Origin of the sequence: Pseudomonas sp. FEMGT703P (assembly GCF_002786345.1) — a bacterium.
Taxonomy (GTDB): Bacteria; Pseudomonadota; Gammaproteobacteria; order Pseudomonadales; family Pseudomonadaceae; genus Aquipseudomonas; species Aquipseudomonas peli.
Genome location: NZ_PGCM01000005.1, coordinates 488,831 through 508,310 on the forward strand (window position 1 = coordinate 488,831; position 19,480 = coordinate 508,310).

Annotated in this window: 17 protein-coding genes; 15 read left to right on the forward strand and 2 right to left on the reverse strand. The window is 61.1% G+C overall.

The genetic code is table 11. The features are described 5' to 3' along the window. Nucleotides 1-6 precede the first annotated feature (6 nt). The 9 genes from murD to lpxC all read left to right on the forward strand — a co-directional run bounded on the left by murD (nt 7) and on the right by lpxC (nt 10,432). Nucleotides 7-1,353, forward strand: a complete 1,347-nt coding sequence (gene murD, locus CUR33_RS06125) for a UDP-N-acetylmuramoyl-L-alanine--D-glutamate ligase (RefSeq protein ID WP_289239008.1) — start codon at nt 7-9, stop codon at nt 1,351-1,353. Beyond that, the gene (gene ftsW, locus CUR33_RS06130) at nt 1,353-2,579 is read left to right on the forward strand and encodes a putative lipid II flippase FtsW (protein ID WP_090251240.1); all 1,227 of its coding nucleotides are present in this window, start codon (nt 1,353-1,355) and stop codon (nt 2,577-2,579) included. The genes murD and ftsW overlap by 1 nt, the downstream gene beginning before the upstream one ends. Further along, entirely contained in the window at nt 2,569-3,639 is a 1,071-nt protein-coding gene (murG, locus tag CUR33_RS06135) for an undecaprenyldiphospho-muramoylpentapeptide beta-N-acetylglucosaminyltransferase (RefSeq protein WP_090249110.1), read from the forward strand. Before ftsW ends, murG begins: the two co-directional genes overlap by 11 nt. A gap of 34 nt (nt 3,640-3,673) precedes the next feature. Then, entirely contained in the window at nt 3,674-5,083 is a 1,410-nt protein-coding gene (murC, locus tag CUR33_RS06140) for a UDP-N-acetylmuramate--L-alanine ligase (RefSeq protein ID WP_289239510.1), read from the forward strand. After that, on the forward strand, nt 5,080-6,030 hold the full coding sequence (locus CUR33_RS06145) for a D-alanine--D-alanine ligase (RefSeq protein WP_289239009.1): 951 nt from the start codon (nt 5,080-5,082) through the stop codon (nt 6,028-6,030). The genes murC and CUR33_RS06145 overlap by 4 nt, the downstream gene beginning before the upstream one ends. A 3-nt stretch (nt 6,031-6,033) precedes the next feature. After that, entirely contained in the window at nt 6,034-6,909 is an 876-nt protein-coding gene (locus CUR33_RS06150; RefSeq protein WP_090249104.1) for a cell division protein FtsQ/DivIB, read from the forward strand. Nucleotides 6,910-6,929: 20 nt separating this feature from the next. Further along, complete coding sequence (gene ftsA, locus CUR33_RS06155; RefSeq protein WP_090251236.1) at nt 6,930-8,177, forward strand: cell division protein FtsA; 1,248 nt, start codon at nt 6,930-6,932, stop codon at nt 8,175-8,177. A gap of 43 nt (nt 8,178-8,220) precedes the next feature. Beyond that, nucleotides 8,221-9,408, forward strand: coding sequence for a cell division protein FtsZ (gene ftsZ / locus CUR33_RS06160; RefSeq protein WP_282875059.1), 1,188 nt, complete (start codon nt 8,221-8,223; stop codon nt 9,406-9,408). A 112-nt stretch (nt 9,409-9,520) separates the two neighbouring features. Beyond that, the gene (gene lpxC / locus CUR33_RS06165; RefSeq protein WP_090249100.1) at nt 9,521-10,432 is read left to right on the forward strand and encodes a UDP-3-O-acyl-N-acetylglucosamine deacetylase; all 912 of its coding nucleotides are present in this window, start codon (nt 9,521-9,523) and stop codon (nt 10,430-10,432) included. An 82-nt stretch (nt 10,433-10,514) separates the two neighbouring features. Here the strand turns inward: lpxC and CUR33_RS06170 are convergent, their stop codons facing one another. Beyond that, nucleotides 10,515-10,970, reverse strand: a complete 456-nt coding sequence (locus tag CUR33_RS06170) for a DUF721 domain-containing protein (protein WP_090249098.1) — start codon at nt 10,968-10,970, stop codon at nt 10,515-10,517. An 81-nt stretch (nt 10,971-11,051) separates the two neighbouring features. Here CUR33_RS06170 and CUR33_RS06175 point away from each other — a divergent pair, with 81 nt between their 5' ends. From CUR33_RS06175 to CUR33_RS06200, 6 genes are all read left to right on the forward strand, one after another. Next, nucleotides 11,052-11,978 carry a M23 family metallopeptidase gene (locus CUR33_RS06175; RefSeq protein WP_160085451.1) on the forward strand — a complete coding sequence of 309 codons (927 nt, stop codon included), beginning with the start codon at nt 11,052-11,054 and terminating at the stop codon, nt 11,976-11,978. 117 nt (nt 11,979-12,095) lie between these two features. After that, on the forward strand, nt 12,096-14,828 hold the full coding sequence (secA, locus tag CUR33_RS06180; RefSeq protein ID WP_289239010.1) for a preprotein translocase subunit SecA: 2,733 nt from the start codon (nt 12,096-12,098) through the stop codon (nt 14,826-14,828). A gap of 137 nt (nt 14,829-14,965) precedes the next feature. After that, nucleotides 14,966-16,183 (forward strand): bifunctional glutamate N-acetyltransferase/amino-acid acetyltransferase ArgJ, encoded by a 1,218-nt coding sequence (gene argJ, locus CUR33_RS06185; RefSeq protein ID WP_289239011.1) that lies wholly within the window; start codon nt 14,966-14,968, stop codon nt 16,181-16,183. Nucleotides 16,184-16,309: 126 nt separating this feature from the next. Beyond that, nucleotides 16,310-16,942, forward strand: coding sequence for a glutathione S-transferase family protein (locus CUR33_RS06190; protein WP_289239012.1), 633 nt, complete (start codon nt 16,310-16,312; stop codon nt 16,940-16,942). Then, nucleotides 16,939-17,880, forward strand: coding sequence for a Nudix family hydrolase (locus CUR33_RS06195; protein WP_289239013.1), 942 nt, complete (start codon nt 16,939-16,941; stop codon nt 17,878-17,880). Before CUR33_RS06190 ends, CUR33_RS06195 begins: the two co-directional genes overlap by 4 nt. 34 nt (nt 17,881-17,914) lie before the next feature. Next, nucleotides 17,915-18,808, forward strand: a complete 894-nt coding sequence (locus CUR33_RS06200; RefSeq protein ID WP_289239014.1) for an RluA family pseudouridine synthase — start codon at nt 17,915-17,917, stop codon at nt 18,806-18,808. Between the two features lie 85 nt (nt 18,809-18,893). Here the strand turns inward: CUR33_RS06200 and CUR33_RS06205 are convergent, their stop codons facing one another. After that, entirely contained in the window at nt 18,894-19,478 is a 585-nt protein-coding gene (locus tag CUR33_RS06205; RefSeq protein WP_170048414.1) for a cob(I)yrinic acid a,c-diamide adenosyltransferase, read from the reverse strand. Between the last annotated feature and the right edge of the window lie 2 nt (nt 19,479-19,480).

Consider the following 19,480-nt stretch of genomic DNA (forward strand, 5'->3'; position numbering starts at 1 on the left):
GAACCCATGACCCTGATCGCTTCTGACCACTTCCGCATCGTTGTCGGCCTCGGCAAGAGCGGCATGTCCCTGGCGCGTTTCCTCTCGCGCCAGGGCCTGCCGTTTGCCGTGGTCGACACGCGTGCCAACCCGCCGGAGCTCGCCACCTTGCGTGAGCAGTTCCCGCAGGTGGAAGTGCGTTGTGGCGAACTGGATGTGGAGTTCCTCTGCCGCGCCAGCGAGCTGCTAGTTAGCCCGGGCCTGGCCATCGCCACCCCGGCGCTACAGGCGGCTGCTGCACGTGGGGTCAAGCTGTCGGGTGATATCGACCTGTTCGCCCGTTATGCCAAGGCCCCGATCATTGCCATCACCGGCTCCAACGCCAAAAGCACCGTGACCACCCTGGTTGGTGAGATGGCGGCTGCGGCCGGCAAGAAGGTCGCCATCGGCGGCAATCTGGGTACGCCGGCGCTGGACCTGCTGAATGATGAGATCGAGCTGTATGTCATGGAGCTGTCGAGCTTCCAGCTGGAAACCACCGACCAGCTCAACGCTGAAGTGGCAACCTGCCTGAACATCAGCGAAGACCATATGGATCGTTACGCCGATCTGCCGGCTTATCACCTGGCCAAGCACCGCATCTTCCGTGGCGCGCGGCAGGTGGTGGTGAACCGCGATGACGCCCTGTCGCGTCCGCTGGTGGCCGATCAACTGCCGTGCTGGTACTTCGGCCTGGGCAAGCCGGATTTCAAGCGTTTCGGCCTGCTCGAAGAGAGTGGCGAGAAATACCTGGCTTACCAGTTCGACAGCTTGCTGCCGGTGCGTGAGCTGAAGATTCGCGGCGCGCACAACCAGTCCAATGCCCTGGCGGCCTTGGCCCTGGGGCATGCTGTTGGCCTGCCGTTCGAGCCGATGTTGGCAACCCTCAAACAGTTCGCTGGCCTGCCGCATCGCTGTCAGTGGGTGGGCGAGCGCAATGCCGTGAGTTACTACGACGATTCGAAGGCCACCAACGTCGGTGCCGCGCTGGCCGCTATCGAAGGCCTGGGTGCGGATATTGCCGGCAAACTGGTGCTGATCGCCGGCGGCGATGGCAAGGGCGCGGATTTCTCAGCCCTGAAAGCTCCGGTCGGCAAGTTCTGCCGCGCCGTGGTGCTACTCGGTCGCGACGCCGAGCTGCTGGCTGAGGCGCTGGGCGATGCCGCACCGCTGATCCGAGTCAAAACTCTGGAAGAGGCCGTGCAGAGCGCTGCAGAGGTGGCTGTGCAGGGCGATGCCGTGCTGCTGTCGCCGGCCTGCGCGAGCCTGGACATGTTCAAGAATTTCGAAGAGCGCGGGCGTCTGTTCGCCCAGGCAGTGGAGGCTTTGCAATGATGCTGGCCCGCCTGCTCGCCGCGCCTTCGCCGCTGCATACCCGTCGCGGTATCGATATCGACTTCCCGCTGCTGGCCGGTTGCCTGGCGCTGCTCGGCTTGGGTTTGGTGATGATCGCCTCGGCCTCTTCGGAAGTGGCGGCAGTGCAATCGGGCAACCCGCTCTATCACATGATTCGCCACCTGATTTATCTGGCCATTGGCCTGGGCGCTGCGCTGGTGACCCTGCTGGTGCCGATGGCGCTGTGGCAGCGTTACAGCGGCATGCTGCTGCTGGCGGCGGTGGTGCTGCTGATTTTGGTACTGCTGCCGGGCATTGGTCGTGAGGTCAACGGTGCTAAGCGCTGGATCGGCCTGGGTGTGTTCAACCTGCAGCCATCCGAGTTAGCCAAGCTGTTTAGCGTGATGTTTATCGCCGCCTACCTGGTGCGTCGTCAGGAAGAAGTGCGCGAGAAACTCACCGGCTTTATCAAGCCGATGCTGGTGCTGGGCCCGATTGCCGCGCTGCTGCTGGCCGAGCCGGACTTCGGCGCTACTGTGGTGCTGGTTGGCGCTGCCATCGCCATGTTGTTCCTCGGTGGGGTCAACCTGCTGCGCTTTATTCCGCTGGCGGCCTGCGTTCTTGGCCTTGGCGTGTTGGTGATGACCAGTCAGGCTTATCGCCTGGAGCGTCTGACCAACTTCGTCGACCCCTGGGCTGATCAGTACGGTGCCGGTTACCAGCTGAGCCAGGCGCTGATTGCCTTCGGTCGTGGTGAATGGTTCGGCGTCGGTCTGGGCAACAGCGTGCAGAAACAGTTCTACCTGCCGGAAGCGCATACCGACTTCGTATTTGCCGTGCTGGCCGAAGAGCTGGGCATGGTCGGCGCACTGATCACCGTTGCCCTGTTCGTTTTCGTCAGCGTGCGCGCTCTGTACATCGGCCTGTGGGCGGAGAAGGCCAAGCAGTTTTTTTCGGCCTATGTGGCCTACGGCCTGGCGTTCCTGTGGATCGGTCAGGTGCTGATCAATATCGGCGTGAACGTTGGCCTACTGCCGACCAAGGGCCTGACTCTGCCATTCCTCAGCTACGGCGGCAGCTCGCTGGTGATCTGCTGCGTCAGCCTGGCGCTGCTGCTGCGTATCGAGTGGGAGCGTCGCACCCAGTTGGGCAATGAAGACGTTGACTTTAAAGAGTCAGATTTCTTCGAAGGCCAGTCCGCCGAGGAGGTTCAGCATGCGCGGTAATGTGCTGATCATGGCCGGCGGCACTGGCGGGCACGTATTCCCAGCGCTGGCCTGCGCCCGCGAGTTCAAGGCGCGTGGTTACAGCGTGCATTGGTTGGGTACGCCGCGTGGTATCGAGAATGAATTGGTGCCGGCGGCCGGTCTGCCGCTGCACCTGATCGACGTCACTGGCTTGCGTGGCAAGGGCAAGCTGTCGCTGCTGAAAGCACCGTTCCAGCTGATCAAGGCGCTGTTCCAGGCACGCAAGGTGATGCGTGAACTGCAGCCGGTCTGTGTGCTGGGCATGGGCGGTTATGTCACCGGTCCTGGCGGCCTGGCCGCGCGCATGAGCGGCGCGCCGCTGATCATCCACGAGCAGAATGCTGTCGCCGGTACCGCTAACCGCAGCCTGGTGCCGTTCGCCAGCCGCGTCTGCGAAGCCTTCCCGAATACCTTTGGTAACAGCGACAAGCGCCGCACTACCGGTAATCCGGTGCGTGAAGAGCTGTTTCTGGAAACCCCGCGTGATTCGCTGCGCAACCGCCAGCCGCGTTTGCTGGTGCTTGGCGGCAGCCTGGGCGCCGAACCGTTGAATAAATTACTGCCCGAAGCCCTGGCGCTGGTAGCCGCTGAGCTGCGCCCTGAAGTGTTCCATCAGGCCGGCAAGCAACATGATGCAATTACTGCTGAACGCTATCGCGCGGTTGACGTCGAAGCGCAGGTCGCGCCGTTTATCAAGGACATGGCGCGGGCATATGCCTGGGCCGATCTGGTGGTGTGCCGATCCGGCGCGCTGACCGTCAGCGAGCTGGCCGCCGCCGGTCTGCCAGCCTTCCTGCTGCCGCTGCCGCACGCGATCGATGATCACCAGACCCGTAATGCCGATTATCTGGCCAGTGCCGGCGCTGCCGTACTTCTGCCACAACGTTCCACTGACGCCGCCAAGCTGGCCGCGCAGCTGACCGAGGTTTTGATGCACCCCGAACAACTCACTCAAATGGCGCAGACGGCTCGTCGTCTGGCCAAGCCCGATGCAACCTGCACCGTTGTCGATATCTGCCTGGAGGTGGCCCGTGGCTAAGTCTCCCGCCGCTGCACGTTCGGAAATCCGCCGCATGCGCCGCATTCGCCGTATCCACTTCGTCGGCATCGGTGGTGCCGGCATGTGCGGTATCGCCGAAGTGCTGCTCAACCTGGGTTATGAAGTGTCCGGTTCCGATCTCAAGGCGTCTGCCGTGACCGAGCGTCTGGAAACCTTCGGTGCGCAGATCTTTATTGGCCACCGCGCCGAAAACGCCGAGCAGGCCGACGTGCTGGTCGTCTCCAGCGCGGTCAATACCAGTAACCCGGAAGTCGCCACAGCCTTGGAGCGTCGCATCCCCGTGGTGCCACGCGCCGAGATGCTTGCCGAGCTGATGCGCTACCGCCACGGTATTGCCGTTGCCGGCACCCATGGCAAGACCACCACCACCAGCCTGCTGGCCTCGGTGTTCGCTGCTGGCGGCTTGGACCCTACGTTTGTGATTGGTGGCCGGCTGAATGCGGCCGGCACCAACGCCCAGCTGGGCAGCAGCCGTTACCTGATCGCCGAAGCCGATGAGAGTGACGCCAGCTTCCTGCACCTGCAGCCGATGGTCTCCGTGGTCACCAACATCGACATGGATCACATGAGCACCTATGGCGGTGACTTCAACAAGTTGAAGAAAACCTTCATCGAGTTCCTCCACAACCTGCCGTTCTACGGTCTGGCGGTGATGTGCGTGGATGACCCGATCGTGCGCGAGATCCTGCCGCAGGTAGCTCGTCCGACCGTGACCTACGGCTTTGATGAAGATGCCGACGTGCGTGCGATCAACGTGCGTCAGCAGGGCATGCAGACCTTCTTTACCGTGCTGCGCCGCGACCGCGAGCCGCTGGACGTGTCAGTGAACATGCCGGGCAACCACAACGTGCTGAACGCCCTGGCCACCATCGCCATCGCCAGCGACGAAGGCATCAGTGATGAAGCCATCGTCCAGGGCCTTTCGCAGTTCCAGGGTGTGGGTCGACGCTTCCAGGTCTACGGCGAATTGCCGGTGGATGGCGGCAGCGTGATGCTGGTTGATGATTACGGTCACCACCCGCGCGAAGTCGCCGCAGTGATCAAGGCCGTGCGCGGTGGTTGGCCGGAGCGCCGCCTTGTGATGGTTTACCAGCCGCACCGTTTCAGCCGCACCCGCGACCTGTATGACGATTTCGTTCAGGTGCTCGGTGATGCTCAGGTGTTGTTGCTGATGGAAGTCTACCCGGCCGGTGAAGCACCGATTCCGGGGGCGGACAGCCGCAACCTGTGCCACAGCATCCGCCAGCGCGGCCAGCTTGATCCGATCTATATCGAGCGCGGTGTGGACCTCGCGCCCATCGTCAAGCCGCTGCTGCGTGCTGGTGACATTCTTCTCTGCCAAGGTGCCGGCGATATCGGCGGCCTGGCTCCGCAACTGTTGCAAAGCCCGCTGTTCGCAGTGGCCGAAGGTAAGTCGAAATGAGTGCTGCCAGTCTGCAATCACAATTTCCGGTCAGCGCCTTTGGTCGCGTGGCCGTGCTGTTCGGCGGCAAGAGCGCCGAGCGTGAAGTCTCGCTGAAGTCCGGCAATGCTGTGCTGCAAGCGCTGCTGGCGGCCGGTGTGGATGCGTTCGGCATCGACGCAGGCGATGATCTGCTGCAGCGCCTGACAGCCGAGAAAATCGACCGCGCCTTTATCGTGCTGCACGGCCGTGGTGGTGAAGACGGTTCGATGCAGGGCTTGCTTGAGTGTGCCGGAATTCCTTACACCGGCAGCGGCATTCTTGCGTCGGCGCTGGCCATGGACAAGCTGCGCACCAAGCGTGTGTGGCTGAGCCTTGGCCTACCGACGCCGGCCCACGCGGCGCTGGCCTGCGAAGCCGACTGCCATGCGGCGGCGGCCGAGCTGGGCTTTCCGCTGTTCGTCAAGCCGGCCCATGAGGGTTCGAGCATTGGCATGGCCAAGGTCAATGATGTCGAAGCGCTGATCGCTGCCTGGAAAGATGCCAGCCGCTACGACTCGCAGGTGCTGGTCGAGCAGATGATCGCCGGTCCGGAATTCACCATCGCCATGCTGCGCGGTAAGGTGTTGCCGCCGATTGCCCTGGGCACGCCGCACAGCTTCTACGACTACGACGCCAAGTACTTGGCCAATGACACTCAGTACCGCATCCCGTGTGGCCTCTCGGCTGAAAAAGAAGCCGAGCTGAAGGACCTCACTGCGCGTGCCTGTGAAGCGGTCGGTACGCAGGGCTGGGCACGTGCTGACGTGATGCAAGACGCCGACGGCAAATTCTGGCTGTTGGAAGTCAACACCGTTCCGGGCATGACTGACCACAGCCTGGTGCCAATGGCAGCCCGTGCTGCGGGTCTGGATTTTCAACAACTGGTGTTGGCGATTCTGGCCGACAGCCTTGAGGCGCGGGGTTAAGTCATGACGGCCACCTTGCGTCACCAGCCAGGCTCGAACCGCGCCCCCGTGCGCGGTAAGCCTGCGCAGCGCGGCGCCAGCCGTTTGGTGGCCAAGGAGCCGATCAGCCTGCGCTTGAGCCTGCCGAAAGCCCGTTTAACTGGCATGGGCAGCTGGCTGAAGCGCCTGACCTGGCCGCTGTTGCTGCTTGCGTTGGGCTACGGCACCTATGAGTTGTCGTTGCGTGCGTTGCCCTATGCCGATCAGCCGATTGCGCGGATCAGCGTTGAGGGCGACCTCAGCTACGTCAACCAGCAGGCGGTGCAGGAGCGCATTGCGCCTTATGCCAGTGCGAGCTTTTTCAGTGTCGACCTGCTCAGCCTGCGCCGCGAGCTGGAGCTGATGCCGTGGATTGCCAGCGCTCAGGTGCGCCGCATATGGCCGGATCAGTTGGTGGTGCGTCTGGAAGAACAATTGCCGATCGCCCGCTGGGGTGATGAGGCGCTGTTGAACAACCAAGGCGAAGCCTTTGCCCCGCAGGAAGTCAGTAATTACCAGCACTTGCCGCAGTTGTATGGCCCGCGTCGTGCCCAGCAGCAGGTGATGCAGCAATACCAGGTACTCAGTCAGATGCTGCGGCCCATGGGTTTTTCCGTGGCGCGATTAGAGCTGCGTGAACGCGGCAGCTGGTTCCTCTCCACTGGGCAGGGCATTGAACTGCTGCTGGGGCGTGACCACCTGGTGGAAAAAATGCGGCGCTTCACGGCCATTTACGACAAGGCCTTGAAAGAGCAACAAGCGAATATTGCGCGGATCGATCTGCGCTATGCCAACGGTCTTGCCGTGGCATGGCGTGAGCCGGTAGCGCCCGCAGCGGCTGAAACCGCTGTCGTGCAGTGAATCAGGAGAAGATGAAAGCCATGGCAAACGTGCAGAGCGGCAAGATGATCGTCGGCCTCGATATCGGTACCTCCAAGGTGGTGGCGCTGGTCGGTGAAGTGAATGCGGACGGCCAACTGGAAATCGTCGGCATCGGCACCCATCCGTCACGCGGTTTGAAGAAGGGCGTGGTGGTGAATATCGAATCCACCGTGCAGTCGATCCAGCGCGCCGTAGAAGAAGCCCAGCTGATGGCTGGCTGCCGCATTCACTCAGCCTTTGTCGGCGTGGCCGGCAACCATATCCGCAGTCTCAACAGCCATGGCATCGTTGCCATTCGTGATCGCGAAGTCAGCCCCGCGGATCTGGAGCGCGTACTCGATGCCGCCCAGGCCGTGGCCATCCCGGCGGATCAGCGCGTGTTGCACACCCTGCCGCAGGACTACGTGATCGATAACCAGGAAGGCGTGCGTGAGCCGTTGGGCATGTCCGGCGTGCGTCTGGAAGCCAAAGTGCACGTGGTCACCTGTGCCGTGAATGCCGCACAGAACATCGAGAAGTGTGTACGCCGCTGCGGTCTGGAAGTGGACGACATCATTCTTGAGCAACTGGCCTCGGCGTACGCGGTGCTGACCGACGATGAGAAAGAGCTGGGCGTATGCCTGGTCGACATCGGTGGCGGCACCACCGACATCTGCATCTTCACTGAAGGTGCAATTCGCCACACCGCGGTGATCCCGATTGCTGGCGACCAAGTCACCAACGACATTGCCATGGCCCTGCGTACACCGACCCAGTATGCCGAGGAGATCAAGATTCGGTATGCTTGCGCGCTGGCCAAGCTGGCTGGTGCGGGCGAAACCATCAAGGTGCCCAGCGTCGGCGATCGTCCACCCCGTGACCTCTCGCGCCAGTCCCTGGCTGAAGTGGTGGAGCCGCGTTATGACGAGCTATTTACCCTGATTCAGGCTGAACTACGTCGCAGCGGTTATGAAGACTTGATCCCGGCTGGGATCGTGCTGACCGGCGGTACAGCGAAGATGGAAGGAGCCGTCGAGCTGGCCGAAGAGATTTTCCATATGCCGGTGCGCCTGGGCGTACCGCAAGGTGTCAAAGGATTGGCCGACGTAGTGCGTAACCCCATCTATTCCACAGGCGTAGGCCTGCTGCTGTACGGGCTGCAAAAGCAGGCCGATGGCATCTCCATGTCTGCGCTTGGCAGCTACAGCGATGAACCCAAACAACCTGTGCTGGAACGGCTGAAACGCTGGGTCCAGGGCAATTTCTGATTTTGCAGTAGGCGTTATAACTAGAAAGTAAAGGAGAGGGAAAATGTTTGAACTCGTAGACAGCGCTCCAGCTAGTGCAGTTATCAAGGTCATCGGCGTGGGCGGCGGCGGCGGTAATGCTGTCAATCACATGGCGAAAAACAACATTGAAGGCGTTGAGTTCATCTGCGCCAACACGGATGCTCAAGCCCTGAAAAACATCGGCGCGCGTACCGTGCTGCAGTTGGGCACTGCGGTGACCAAGGGTCTCGGCGCTGGCGCCAACCCAGAAGTCGGTCGTCAGGCAGCGATGGAAGACCGCGAGCGTATCGCTGAAGTGCTGCAAGGCACCGACATGGTCTTTATCACCACTGGCATGGGCGGCGGTACCGGCACCGGTGCAGCCCCAGTCATCGCTCAAGTGGCCAAAGAAATGGGCATTCTCACCGTTGCGGTGGTGACCCGTCCGTTCCCGTTCGAAGGCAAGAAGCGCATGCTGATCGCCGAAGAAGGTATCCGCGCACTGTCGGAAAGCGTCGACTCGCTGATCACCATCCCGAACGAAAAACTGCTGACCATCCTCGGTAAGGACGCCAGCCTGCTGTCGGCTTTCGCCAAGGCTGACGATGTACTGGCCGGTGCCGTGCGCGGTATCTCCGACATCATCAAGCGTCCGGGCATGATCAACGTCGACTTCGCCGACGTGAAAACCGTGATGAGCGAAATGGGCATGGCGATGATGGGCACTGGCTGCGCCAGCGGTCCGAACCGTGCGCGTGAAGCCACTGAAGCGGCGATCCGCAACCCGCTGCTGGAAGACGTCAACCTGCAAGGCGCGCGCGGCATCCTGGTGAACATCACCGCCGGCCCTGACCTGTCCCTGGGTGAGTACTCCGACGTGGGTAACATTATCGAGCAGTTCGCTTCCGAGCACGCGACCGTCAAGGTCGGCACCGTGATCGATCCGGACATGCGCGACGAGCTGCACGTGACTGTGGTTGCCACGGGTCTGGGTGCGCGTATCGAGAAGCCGGTCAAGGTTATCGACAACACTGTGCAAGTTTCTGCCAACACTGGCAGCAACGCCGCAGCCCCGGCGCGTGCCGAGCAGAGCGTTAACTACAAGGACTACGAGCGCCCAACCGTTCAGCGCCAAAGCCACGGCGGTGCGGCCACTGCGGCCAAGCTGAACCCGCAAGATGACTTGGATTACCTGGACATCCCAGCGTTCCTGCGTCGTCAGGCTGATTAATGAAATGTATCAGGAGTATTGGGGTGATTGGTGTTCAGCAAAGGCCGGTTCTGCTATCATCGCCGGCCATTGTTGAAAACTATTCGCAACTAGTGCTATAGCGGCCAAAGCCATGATCAGACAACGCACCCTGAAGAACATTATCCGCGCCACTGGCGTCGGCCTGCATTCCGGGGAAAAGGTATACCTGACCCTGAAGCCGGCACCCGTGGACACCGGTATCGTGTTCCGTCGTACCGACTTGGACCCTGTCGTGGAAATTCCCGCGCGTGCAGGCAATGTTGGTGAAACCACCATGTCGACCACATTGGTCAATGGTGATGTCAAGGTGGATACGGTAGAGCACCTGCTTTCGGCCATGGCTGGCCTGGGCATCGATAACGCCTACGTCGAGCTCTCCGCGTCCGAAGTACCGATCATGGATGGCAGTGCGGGTCCCTTTGTATTCCTGATTCAATCTGCTGGTTTGCAAGAGCAGGATGCCCACAAGCAGTTCATCCGTATCCTTCGTGAAGTCACTGTTGAAGAGGGCGACAAGCGCGCCACCTTCGTGCCTTTCGAAGGGTTCAAGGTGACCTTCGAGATCGATTTCGATCATCCGGTGTTCCGCAATCGCACTCAGTCAGCCAGCGTTGACTTCTCCAGCACCTCGTTTGTGAAAGAAGTCAGTCGCGCACGTACCTTCGGTTTTATGCGTGATATCGAGTTCCTGCGTTCACAGAACCTGGCACTCGGCGGCAGCGTAGATAACGCCATCGTGGTAGATGAATTCCGTGTATTGAACGAAGACGGCCTGCGTTACGAGGACGAATTCGTTAAGCACAAGATTCTCGATGCGATTGGCGACCTCTACCTGCTGGGTAACAGCCTGATTGGCGAGTTCAAAGGCTTCAAATCGGGGCACGCGCTGAACAATCGCCTGCTGCGCACTCTGATTGAGCAGCCTGATGCTTGGGAAGTGGTCACGTTTGACGACCCCAACACCGCGCCAATCTCTTACATGCGCCCGGTTGCGGCCGTGTAACGCAACACTCTCCTTACTTTGTTTTCGAGGCCACCTTCGGGTGGCCTCTTTTTTGCCTAAATTTTAGCGGTTATCCATGCGCTTACTCAGTGGGCTTGCCGTGCTTGGCGAGGCGCTCTAGGGCTGCGCGTAGCTTGGGGTCGCTGATGCCTTCAGCGGTGGACTGGATGTTTTCGGCAGCGCTGCTGGATAGGCAAATTGTGCGACCCGGTGCACGCCTTTCGGCAGTCGGAGGTTGCACCTTGAACAGGATCTTCGTTAAGGTCGCGAACTCTTCAAGTGCCTGCAGTTGTTTCAACAAGCGTTTTTGTTGATAGCGCAGGCGCGTGGCCCAGTGGCCATCGGTGATGATTAATAGCAGGCAACCCTCGCGCCATGAGGCTACATGGCAGTGTTCGCGAGCAGCAGGTTGCAGCTGGCTTTCCAATAGGTGCTGCAGGCGATCAATGCGTTGCGCTTGATTGAACAGTGCCTTTAAGGGTTTCGCTTCGCGCAACAGCGCCGCGGGAGCTCGGGCCGGCAAAGGACGAAAAGTCATGGCAGGACGCCTGAAAAAGTGAGGTCGCCATGGTAGCAGAATCACTGCTGCTGACTGACGCTTCACCACTAGGGGAAGGCCGTGCACATCATATTACTCAGTCGGCACCACGGTGCTGCACGCTCACTCAGTCTGGATCTGCGCTGGTTATTGCTGGCGTTGCTGCTGGCGCTCGGCGCGGCACTGGCCAGTGGCGTAGCTGTTGGTGCCTGGTGGGCACCTGCGACGGTTGAGGTGCATGACGACACCCAGCTTAATCAGGCGATTGATCAGCAGCGTGCCGAGGTCGGCGAAGTACGCCGTGACGCGCAGCGGCAGTTGGATGCCTTCGCTGTGCATGTGGCCGAGCTGCAGGCGCGTCTCACTCGTTTGGATGCCCTGGGTGCGCGCTTGACCGAGCTGGCGGACCTGGATGCCAATGAGTTCGACTTCTCGCTTAACGTGGGGCAGGGCGGTGCGGAGGATGCCTTGGGCGATGCAGCGTATGCGCCACCGCCTTTTATGGACGAACTTGATCGCCTGAGTTTGCGCCTGGATAGTCGCGAGCAGCTGCTTGAAGTACTGGAGCAACTGATCGGCGAGCGTCAGCTCAATGAGGCCGAATACTTATCTGGCATGCCGGTGCGTCATGGCTATATGTCTTCGCCATTCGGTCGTCGCGTGCACCCGCTAACCGGGCGCAATACTCAGCACAAAGGGGTGGACTTTGCCGCCAAGCCAGGTAGTGATGTGGTAGCGGTTGCGGCTGGCGTGGTGAGTTTTGCGGGGAAGAGGTCGGGTTATGGCAATGTTGTTGAAATCAGCCATGCCGATGGATACACAACCCTGTACGCGCACAATAAAAGCAATCAGGTGCAGATCGGTGATCTGGTTCAGCGCGGGCAGACGATTGCCAAAGTTGGCCGCAGCGGCCGTGCCAGTGGTTACCACGTGCACTTTGAAGTTACCAAGAATGGCCGGTTGGTCAATCCGGCCAGCTACATAGCCCGGGTTAACGACGTCGAATAACGCCGCTTTCCTCGTTTGCGTTTCCGGGTAGAATGCCCCCTTCGCACGCAGCCATAAAGGCTGCATGGGTCGCTGCTCAGCCGCCCTCAATCCATACGCCTGGAAGATCCTGTCGATATGTTTGCGCCTTTGTTGAAGAAACTCTTTGGAAGCAAGAACGAGCGTGAAGTCAAACGCATGCTCAAGGCGGTACAAGCCGTCAACGGCTTCGAGGAGCAGATGCTTGCCCTTTCCGATGAGCAACTGCGAGCCAAGACGGAGGAGTTCAAAGCCCGTCTGGCCAAAGGCGAAACCCTCGACCAGCTGCTTGCCGAAGCCTTTGCGGTCGCCCGCGAAGCCGGCAAGCGGGTGATGGGCATGCGCCACTTCGACGTGCAGTTGATTGGTGGTATGACCCTGCACGAAGGCAAGATCGCCGAGATGCGCACCGGTGAGGGTAAGACCCTGGTGGCAACCCTGGCGGTGTACCTCAATGCACTGTCTGGCAAGGGCGTGCACGTGGTAACGGTCAACGATTACTTGGCCCGCCGCGACGCCAACTGGATGCGTCCGCTGTATGAGTTCCTCGGTATGAGCGTGGGTATCGTGACCCCCTTTATGCCGCCGGAAGAGAAGCGCGAAGCCTACGCTGCCGATATCACCTACGGCACCAACAATGAATTCGGTTTCGATTACCTGCGCGACAACATGGCCTTCAGCCTGGAAGACAAATTCCAGCGCGAGCTGAATTTCGCCGTGATCGACGAAGTTGACTCCATTCTGATCGACGAAGCGCGCACCCCGCTGATCATCTCCGGCCAGGCCGAAGACAGTTCGCGCCTCTATACCGAGATCAACAAGCTGATCCCGCGCCTCAAGCTGCATGTTGAGGAAGAGGAGGGCGTGGTCACGCAGGAAGGCCACTACAAGGTCGACGAGAAGGCGCGCCAGGTCGAGCTGAACGAAGCAGGCCACCAGTATGTTGAAGAGATGCTCACCGAAGTCGGCCTGCTGGCTGAGGGCGAGAGTTTGTATTCGGCGCATAACCTGGGCCTGCTGACCCATGTTTATTCGGGCCTGCGTGCGCACAAGCTGTTCAACCGCAACGTTGAATACATCGTGCAAAACAATCAGGTGCTGCTGATCGACGAACACACCGGCCGCACTATGCCCGGTCGTCGTTTGTCCGAAGGTCTGCACCAGGCGATCGAGGCCAAAGAAGGCCTGCCGATCCAGGCCGAGAGCCAGACCCTGGCCTCGACCACCTTCCAGAACTACTTCCGCCTGTACAACAAGCTGTCCGGTATGACCGGTACTGCGGATACCGAAGCGTTCGAGTTCCAGCAGATTTACGGATTGGCGGTGATCGTGATCCCGACCAATCGTGCGTTGGCGCGTAAGGACTTCAACGACCTGGTCTACCTGACTGCGGAAGAGAAGTACGCCGCCATCGTCACCGACATCAAGGAAAGTATGGCGCTGGGTCGTCCGGTGCTGGTCGGTACGGCCACCATCGAAACTTCCGAGCACATGTCTCGGCTGCTCAATCAGGAAGGCATCGAGCACAAGGTGCTCAACGCCAAATTCCACGAAAAAGAAGCGGAAATCATTGCCCAGGCCGGTCGTCCGGGTGCGTTGACCATTGCCACCAACATGGCCGGTCGTGGTACCGACATCCTGCTGGGCGGCAACTGGGAAGTTGAAGTCGCCAACCTGGAGAACGCCACGCCTGAGCAGATTGCGCAGATCAAAGCCGATTGGCAGAAGCGCCACCAGCAGGTGATCGAGTCGGGCGGCTTGCATGTGATCGCCTCCGAGCGTCATGAGTCGCGTCGTATCGATAACCAGCTGCGTGGTCGTGCCGGTCGTCAGGGTGACCCGGGTTCCAGCCGGTTCTACTTGTCGCTGGAAGACAGCCTGATGCGCATCTTCGCCTCCGATCGGGTGAAGAACTTTATGAAGGCCCTGGGCATGCAGTCCGGTGAAGCCATCGAGCACCGCATGGTCAGCAACGCCATCGAAAAGGCCCAGCGCAAGGTTGAAGGTCGTAACTTCGACATGCGTAAGCAACTGCTGGAATTCGACGACGTGGCCAACGAGCAGCGCAAAGTGATCTATCACATGCGCAACACGCTGCTGGCTGCCGACAACGTCGGCGAAACCATTGCCGAGTTCCGCCAGGAAGTCCTGGATCACACCATCAACCAGCACATCGCGCCGCAGTCGCTGCCTGAGCAGTGGGATATCGCCGGCCTGGAAGAGGCGCTGTACAGCGGTTTCAACCTGCGTTTGCCGATTCAGCAGTGGCTTGATGATGACCACAAGCTGTACGAAGAGACCCTGCGTGCGCGCATTCTTGAAGAGCTGGTCAGCGCCTATAACGAGAAAGAAACCGAAGCCAGCGCTGAAGCCCTGCGCACCTTCGAGAAGCAAATTCTCCTGCGTGTCCTCGACGACCTGTGGAAAGATCACCTGTCGACCATGGATCACCTGCGTCACGGCATTCACCTGCGCGGCTATGCGCAGAAGAACCCCAAGCAGGAATACAAGCGCGAGTCCTTCACCCTGTTCCAGGAACTGCTGGATTCGATCAAGCGCGACACCATCCGCGTGCTCTCGCATGTGCAGGTGCGTCGTGAAGATCCTGCCGAGGAAGAAGCGCGTCTGCGTCGTGAAGCCGAAGCCATGGCCGAGCGCATGCAGTTCCAGCATGCCGAAGCCTCGGCGCTGCTGCCGCAAGCCACTGAAGAAGAGGGTGATCTGGCGGTTGCCGTTGCGCCAGTGCGCACCGAGCCGAAGATCGGCCGCAATGAGCCTTGCCCTTGTGGTTCCGGCAAGAAGTACAAGCACTGCCACGGCCAGGTTAATTAACCCCACCGTGTAGAGCGGGTTGAGCCGACAGTGACGTTGGTGATGCTTGGCCCAGCTTGATTAACGCCGCGAACGGTTTGACCGCTCGCGGCGTTTTACCATCGCAATCAGTCCTACCACCTCAAGGAGCGTTCCCTATGGCTGTTGGTCTTGGCCCGTTGTCTACCCTGCACCCTGTTCCAGGTTTCGAACTGGGCATCGCTTCGGCGGGCATCAAACGCCCAGGGCGCAAGGATGTGGTGGTGATGCGATGTGCCGAAGGCTCCAGCGTAGCGGGTGTGTTCACCCTCAATGCGTTTTGCGCCGCACCGGTTATTCTGGCCAAGAAGCGTGTGCAAGGCAGCGTGCGTTACCTGCTGACCAACACCGGTAATGCCAACGCCGGTACCGGCGAGCCGGGCCTAGCGAATGCCATGCGCACCTGTGCCGCCCTGGCTCAGTTGACCGGCGTGGATGAGGGCGCTGTGCTGCCCTTTTCCACGGGGGTGATTGGCGAGCCGCTGCCGGTCGAGAAGATCGAAGGCGCGCTGCAGGCTGCTCTCGACGACCTGTCCGAGAACCACTGGGCCGAGGCTGCCACCGGCATCATGACCACCGACACCCTGCCCAAGGGGGCCAGCCGCCAATTTGTTCACGATGGCGTCACCGTCACTGTGACTGGCATCAGCAAAGGCGCCGGGATGATCCGCCCGAACATGGCGACCATGCTCGGCTATATCGCCACTGACGCCAAGGTTGCGCGCAGCGTGCTGCAGGACCTGGTGCGTGACGCGGCGAACAAGTCGTTTAACCGCATCACCATCGACGGAGACACCTCGACCAACGACTGCTGCATGCTGATCGCCACTGGCAAGGCCGCTCTGCCGGAAATTACCCAGGCCAGCGGCGACCTGTTCGCCAAGCTCAAGGAGGCCGTGTTCGGTGTCTTCATGGAGGTGGCCCAGGCCATCGTGCGCGACGGTGAGGGCGCGACCAAGTTCGTCACCGTCCAGGTCAACGGCGGCGCGACCCATCAGGAATGCCTGGATGTTGGCTACGCGGTAGCCCATTCGCCACTGATCAAGACAGCGCTGTTTGCCTCCGACCCGAACTGGGGCCGTATTCTCGCCGCCGTCGGTTACGCCGGTGTGGCGCAGCTGGATGTCAGCCTGATCGATGTATTCCTTGGCGAAGTGTGCATCGCCAGCAAGGGCTGCCGCGCGTCCAGTTACACCGAAGAGCAGGGTGCCGCGGTGATGGCCAAGGAAGAGATCACCATCCGCATCGAGTTGGGCCGTGGTGGCTGCAGCGAGACCATCTGGACCACCGACCTTTCCCATGAGTATGTGAAGATCAACGCCGAATACCGCACCTGATCGGCCACGTACCTGCTGTCTGACTGCCCGCATTCCCGTTGCTCATGCTCCTATGAACAACGGGAATTTGCTATTGCGGGAGTCGCCTTTTAAGGTCATGCGACCCTCTCGCAGCGAGCGCAACCCATGTCACTTACTCTGGTTATCGGCGACAAAACCTATTCGTCCTGGTCGCTGCGTGCGGCGCTGGCCCTGGACCTGACCGGTGCGCCCTATGCCGAGCAGCTGATTACCCTGAACCGCCCCGATACCCGCGCGCTCATTTTGCAGCACTCGCCGACCGGCAAGGTGCCGTTGCTGATCAGCGACGACGGCGCCATCTGGGATTCCCTGGCGATTGGCGAATACTTGGCCGAGTGCTTTCCCGCTGCCCAGCTGTGGCCGCAAGCCCGGGCTGCCCGCGCGCTAGCGCGCAGTGCCAGTGCCGAGATGCACAGCGGCTTTGTTGCGCTGCGCAGCCATCTGCCGATGGACCTCAAACGCAATCAGGCACTGGCTGAGATACCGGCCGATGCCATGGCCGATATCCAGCGCATCTGTGCCCTGTGGGCCGAGTGCCGGCAGCGCTTTGGTCAGGGCGGCGGCTTCCTGTTTGGCCAGCCAAGTCTGGCCGATGCCTTCTTTGCCCCGGTTGCAGCGCGTCTGCGCAGTTATCAGGTGGCGCTGCCAGCAGAAGCTGCCGCCTATGTCGACACCATCTATCAGTGGCCGGCGTTTCAGCGCTGGTACCAAGCCGCCCAGGAGGAACATCTGGCGTGAAACGTATTCATGTAGCCGCTGCAGTTATTCGTGGCGTGGATGGGCAGATTCTGCTCGCCAAACGGCCCGAAGATAAGCATCAGGGCGGCCTCTGGGAGTTTCCCGGTGGCAAGGTCGAAGCCGGTGAGACGGTTCAGTCAGCCCTGGCCCGCGAGTTGGACGAGGAACTCGGCATCCGCCCCAGCGCCTCGCGGCCATTGATTCAGGTGCGTCATGACTACCCGGACAAGCAAGTGCTGCTGGATGTCTGGGAAGTCTCGGCGTTTACTGGTGAGCCCCATGGCGCTGAAGGTCAGCCGCTGGCCTGGGTCAGCCCTCGACAGTTGGGCGACTATGAGTTTCCCGCCGCCAATCGGCCGATCGTGGCAGCCGCGCGCTTACCTGAGCGGTATCTGATTACTCCCGAGGGGCTGAATGGTCCCGAGCTGCTGCGCGGTATCCAGGCTGCGCTGAAAAGCGGTATTCGTTTGCTGCAACTGCGTGCCCCGGCGATGTTCGATGCGCAGTACCGTGATATTGCCGTAGATGCACTCGGCTTGTGCGCCGGCAAGGCGCAGCTGATGCTCAAGGGCCCGCTGGAGTGGCTGGGCGACTTTCCCGCAGCAGGCTGGCACCTGACGGCGCAGCAGTTGCGCGAATTGAGCGCTGGTGGTCGACCGTTTCCAGCGCAGCGCTGGCTGGCAGCCTCCTGCCATTCGGCGCAGGAGCTGGAGCTGGCCACGCAGATGGGGGTGGATTTCATCACCCTATCTCCCGTGCAAGCCACCCAGACCCATCCCGATGCGCAGCCGCTAGGCTGGGCACAGGTTGCCGAGTTGCTGCAGGGCTTCAATCAGCCTGCTTATCTGCTGGGCGGCGTTACCCCGGCCGATTTAGAGCAGGCTTGGCAGGTCGGCGCCCAGGGCGTGGCGGGTATTCGCGCGTTCTGGCCCGAGTGAGTCCGTTTATGTGTCTGCCTGATCGAGTGCATTAATGCCTGTTGAAGCCCGTTCCCCGTCCAATATGCGCCCCAGCACCCTGCATTTGCCGCGTGGCAACTGGGCTACAGTGTTCGAGTGTCTGTGCGCGCATTTCCCGGCGATTGCGCCGGCGGTGTGGCAGGAGCGGATCGCCCGTGGCCGGGTGCTGGACGCGCAGGGGCAGCCGCTCGGCATGGCGGCGGCTTATCGCGAAGGGCTCAAGGTGCATTACTTTCGTGAGGTGCCGGCGGAGACGCCGATCCCCTTCGAAGAAACCGTGCTGCATGTTGATGAACACCTGCTGGTGGCTGACAAGCCGCATTTCCTCCCGGTGATGCCCGCCGGTGAATACGTTGAGCAGACCTTGCAGGCGCGGTTGGCCAAGCGCCTGGGCAATGCCGACCTGGTGCCGCTGCACCGGATTGATCGGCACACCGCAGGCCTGGTGCTGTTTTCCACCAATCGGCAGAGCCGTGGTCAGTACCAGGCGCTGTTTCGCCTGCGGCAGATGGACAAGTGCTACGAGGCGCTGGCGGCGGCTTTGCCGCATCTCGACTTTCCGCTGTTGCGGGCAACGCGGTTGGAGGGCGCTGAGCCGTTTTTCCGCATGCAGGAAGTGGCCGGGGAGGCCAATACGGAAACCCGCATCGAGGTTGCTCAGCGTCTGGACGAGCACTGGCTGTACCGGTTGTACCCGGTCACGGGCAAGAAACATCAGCTGCGCGTGCATTTGGCCGCGCTGGGCGCGCCGATCCTCAATGATCCGTTCTATCCCGAGGTCAGCGATGCGCCCGATGCGCCGGATGACTACAGCAAACCGCTCAGGCTGCTGGCCAGGGGGCTGAGCTTTATCGACCCTCTGACCGGCGAACGGCGCACCTTCGAAAGCCAGCTCAGTTTGCTCTGAAGGCTTAGGGTGGATGGTGCGTTACCCATCCACCAACCGGTAAGGTGTATGAAGACACTGTCATCCACGCTGCGCGGCGACACGCTTAGCTTTGTGGTTCTTTGGGCGCTGCCTGCCAGAGCACTTCAGCAATCCCTTGGCGTTTGGCGATCAGCCGCGCCGCGACAAACAGCAGGTCAGACAGTCGATTGACGTAGGCCAGACCGACGCTGCGAATCGGCTCCACCGCATTCAGGTGTTGGCAGCGCCGCTCGGCGCCTCGGGCCAGGCTGCGGCAAACGTGCGCTTGGGCGATCAGGCGCGAGCCGCCAGGCAGGATGAAATTCTCCAGCGGGCCGACTTCTTCGTTCCAGCGGTCGATGGCCGCTTCCAGGCGTTCGATTTCCGGCGTCTGCAGGGCTTGATAGTCGGGCATCGCCAGTTCCCCGCCAAGGTCGAACAGGCGGTGTTGGCAGGGCGCGAGCACCTCAATGATTTCATTTAATCCGGGGCACTGTGCGGTGTGCTCGGCAAGGTCAGCCAGCAGCAGACCGATGTGGCTGTTCAGAGTGTCGACCTCGCCCATGGCATCCACCCGAGGGTGGTCCTTGGTCACGCGGCGGCCATCGGCCAGGCCGGTTTCGCCGGCATCGCCGGTGCGGGTGTAGATTTTCGAGAGGCGGTAGCCCATGT

Coding starts and splice junctions, on each gene's coding strand:
- secA (WP_289239010.1), top strand. CDS start 12,096: ATGTTTGCGCCTTTGTTGAAGAAACTCTTTGGAAGCAAGAACGAGCGT.
- argJ (WP_289239011.1), top strand. CDS start 14,966: ATGGCTGTTGGTCTTGGCCCGTTGTCTACCCTGCACCCTGTTCCAGGT.
- ftsA (WP_090251236.1), top strand. CDS start 6,930: ATGGCAAACGTGCAGAGCGGCAAGATGATCGTCGGCCTCGATATCGGT.
- CUR33_RS06205 (WP_170048414.1), bottom strand. CDS start 19,478: ATGGGCTACCGCCTCTCGAAAATCTACACCCGCACCGGCGATGCCGGC.
- CUR33_RS06190 (WP_289239012.1), top strand. CDS start 16,310: ATGTCACTTACTCTGGTTATCGGCGACAAAACCTATTCGTCCTGGTCG.
- CUR33_RS06170 (WP_090249098.1), bottom strand. CDS start 10,970: ATGACTTTTCGTCCTTTGCCGGCCCGAGCTCCCGCGGCGCTGTTGCGC.
- ftsW (WP_090251240.1), top strand. CDS start 1,353: ATGCTGGCCCGCCTGCTCGCCGCGCCTTCGCCGCTGCATACCCGTCGC.
- murG (WP_090249110.1), top strand. CDS start 2,569: ATGCGCGGTAATGTGCTGATCATGGCCGGCGGCACTGGCGGGCACGTA.
- CUR33_RS06150 (WP_090249104.1), top strand. CDS start 6,034: ATGACGGCCACCTTGCGTCACCAGCCAGGCTCGAACCGCGCCCCCGTG.
- ftsZ (WP_282875059.1), top strand. CDS start 8,221: ATGTTTGAACTCGTAGACAGCGCTCCAGCTAGTGCAGTTATCAAGGTC.
- CUR33_RS06200 (WP_289239014.1), top strand. CDS start 17,915: ATGCCTGTTGAAGCCCGTTCCCCGTCCAATATGCGCCCCAGCACCCTG.
- murC (WP_289239510.1), top strand. CDS start 3,674: ATGCGCCGCATTCGCCGTATCCACTTCGTCGGCATCGGTGGTGCCGGC.
- murD (WP_289239008.1), top strand. CDS start 7: ATGACCCTGATCGCTTCTGACCACTTCCGCATCGTTGTCGGCCTCGGC.
- CUR33_RS06145 (WP_289239009.1), top strand. CDS start 5,080: ATGAGTGCTGCCAGTCTGCAATCACAATTTCCGGTCAGCGCCTTTGGT.
- lpxC (WP_090249100.1), top strand. CDS start 9,521: ATGATCAGACAACGCACCCTGAAGAACATTATCCGCGCCACTGGCGTC.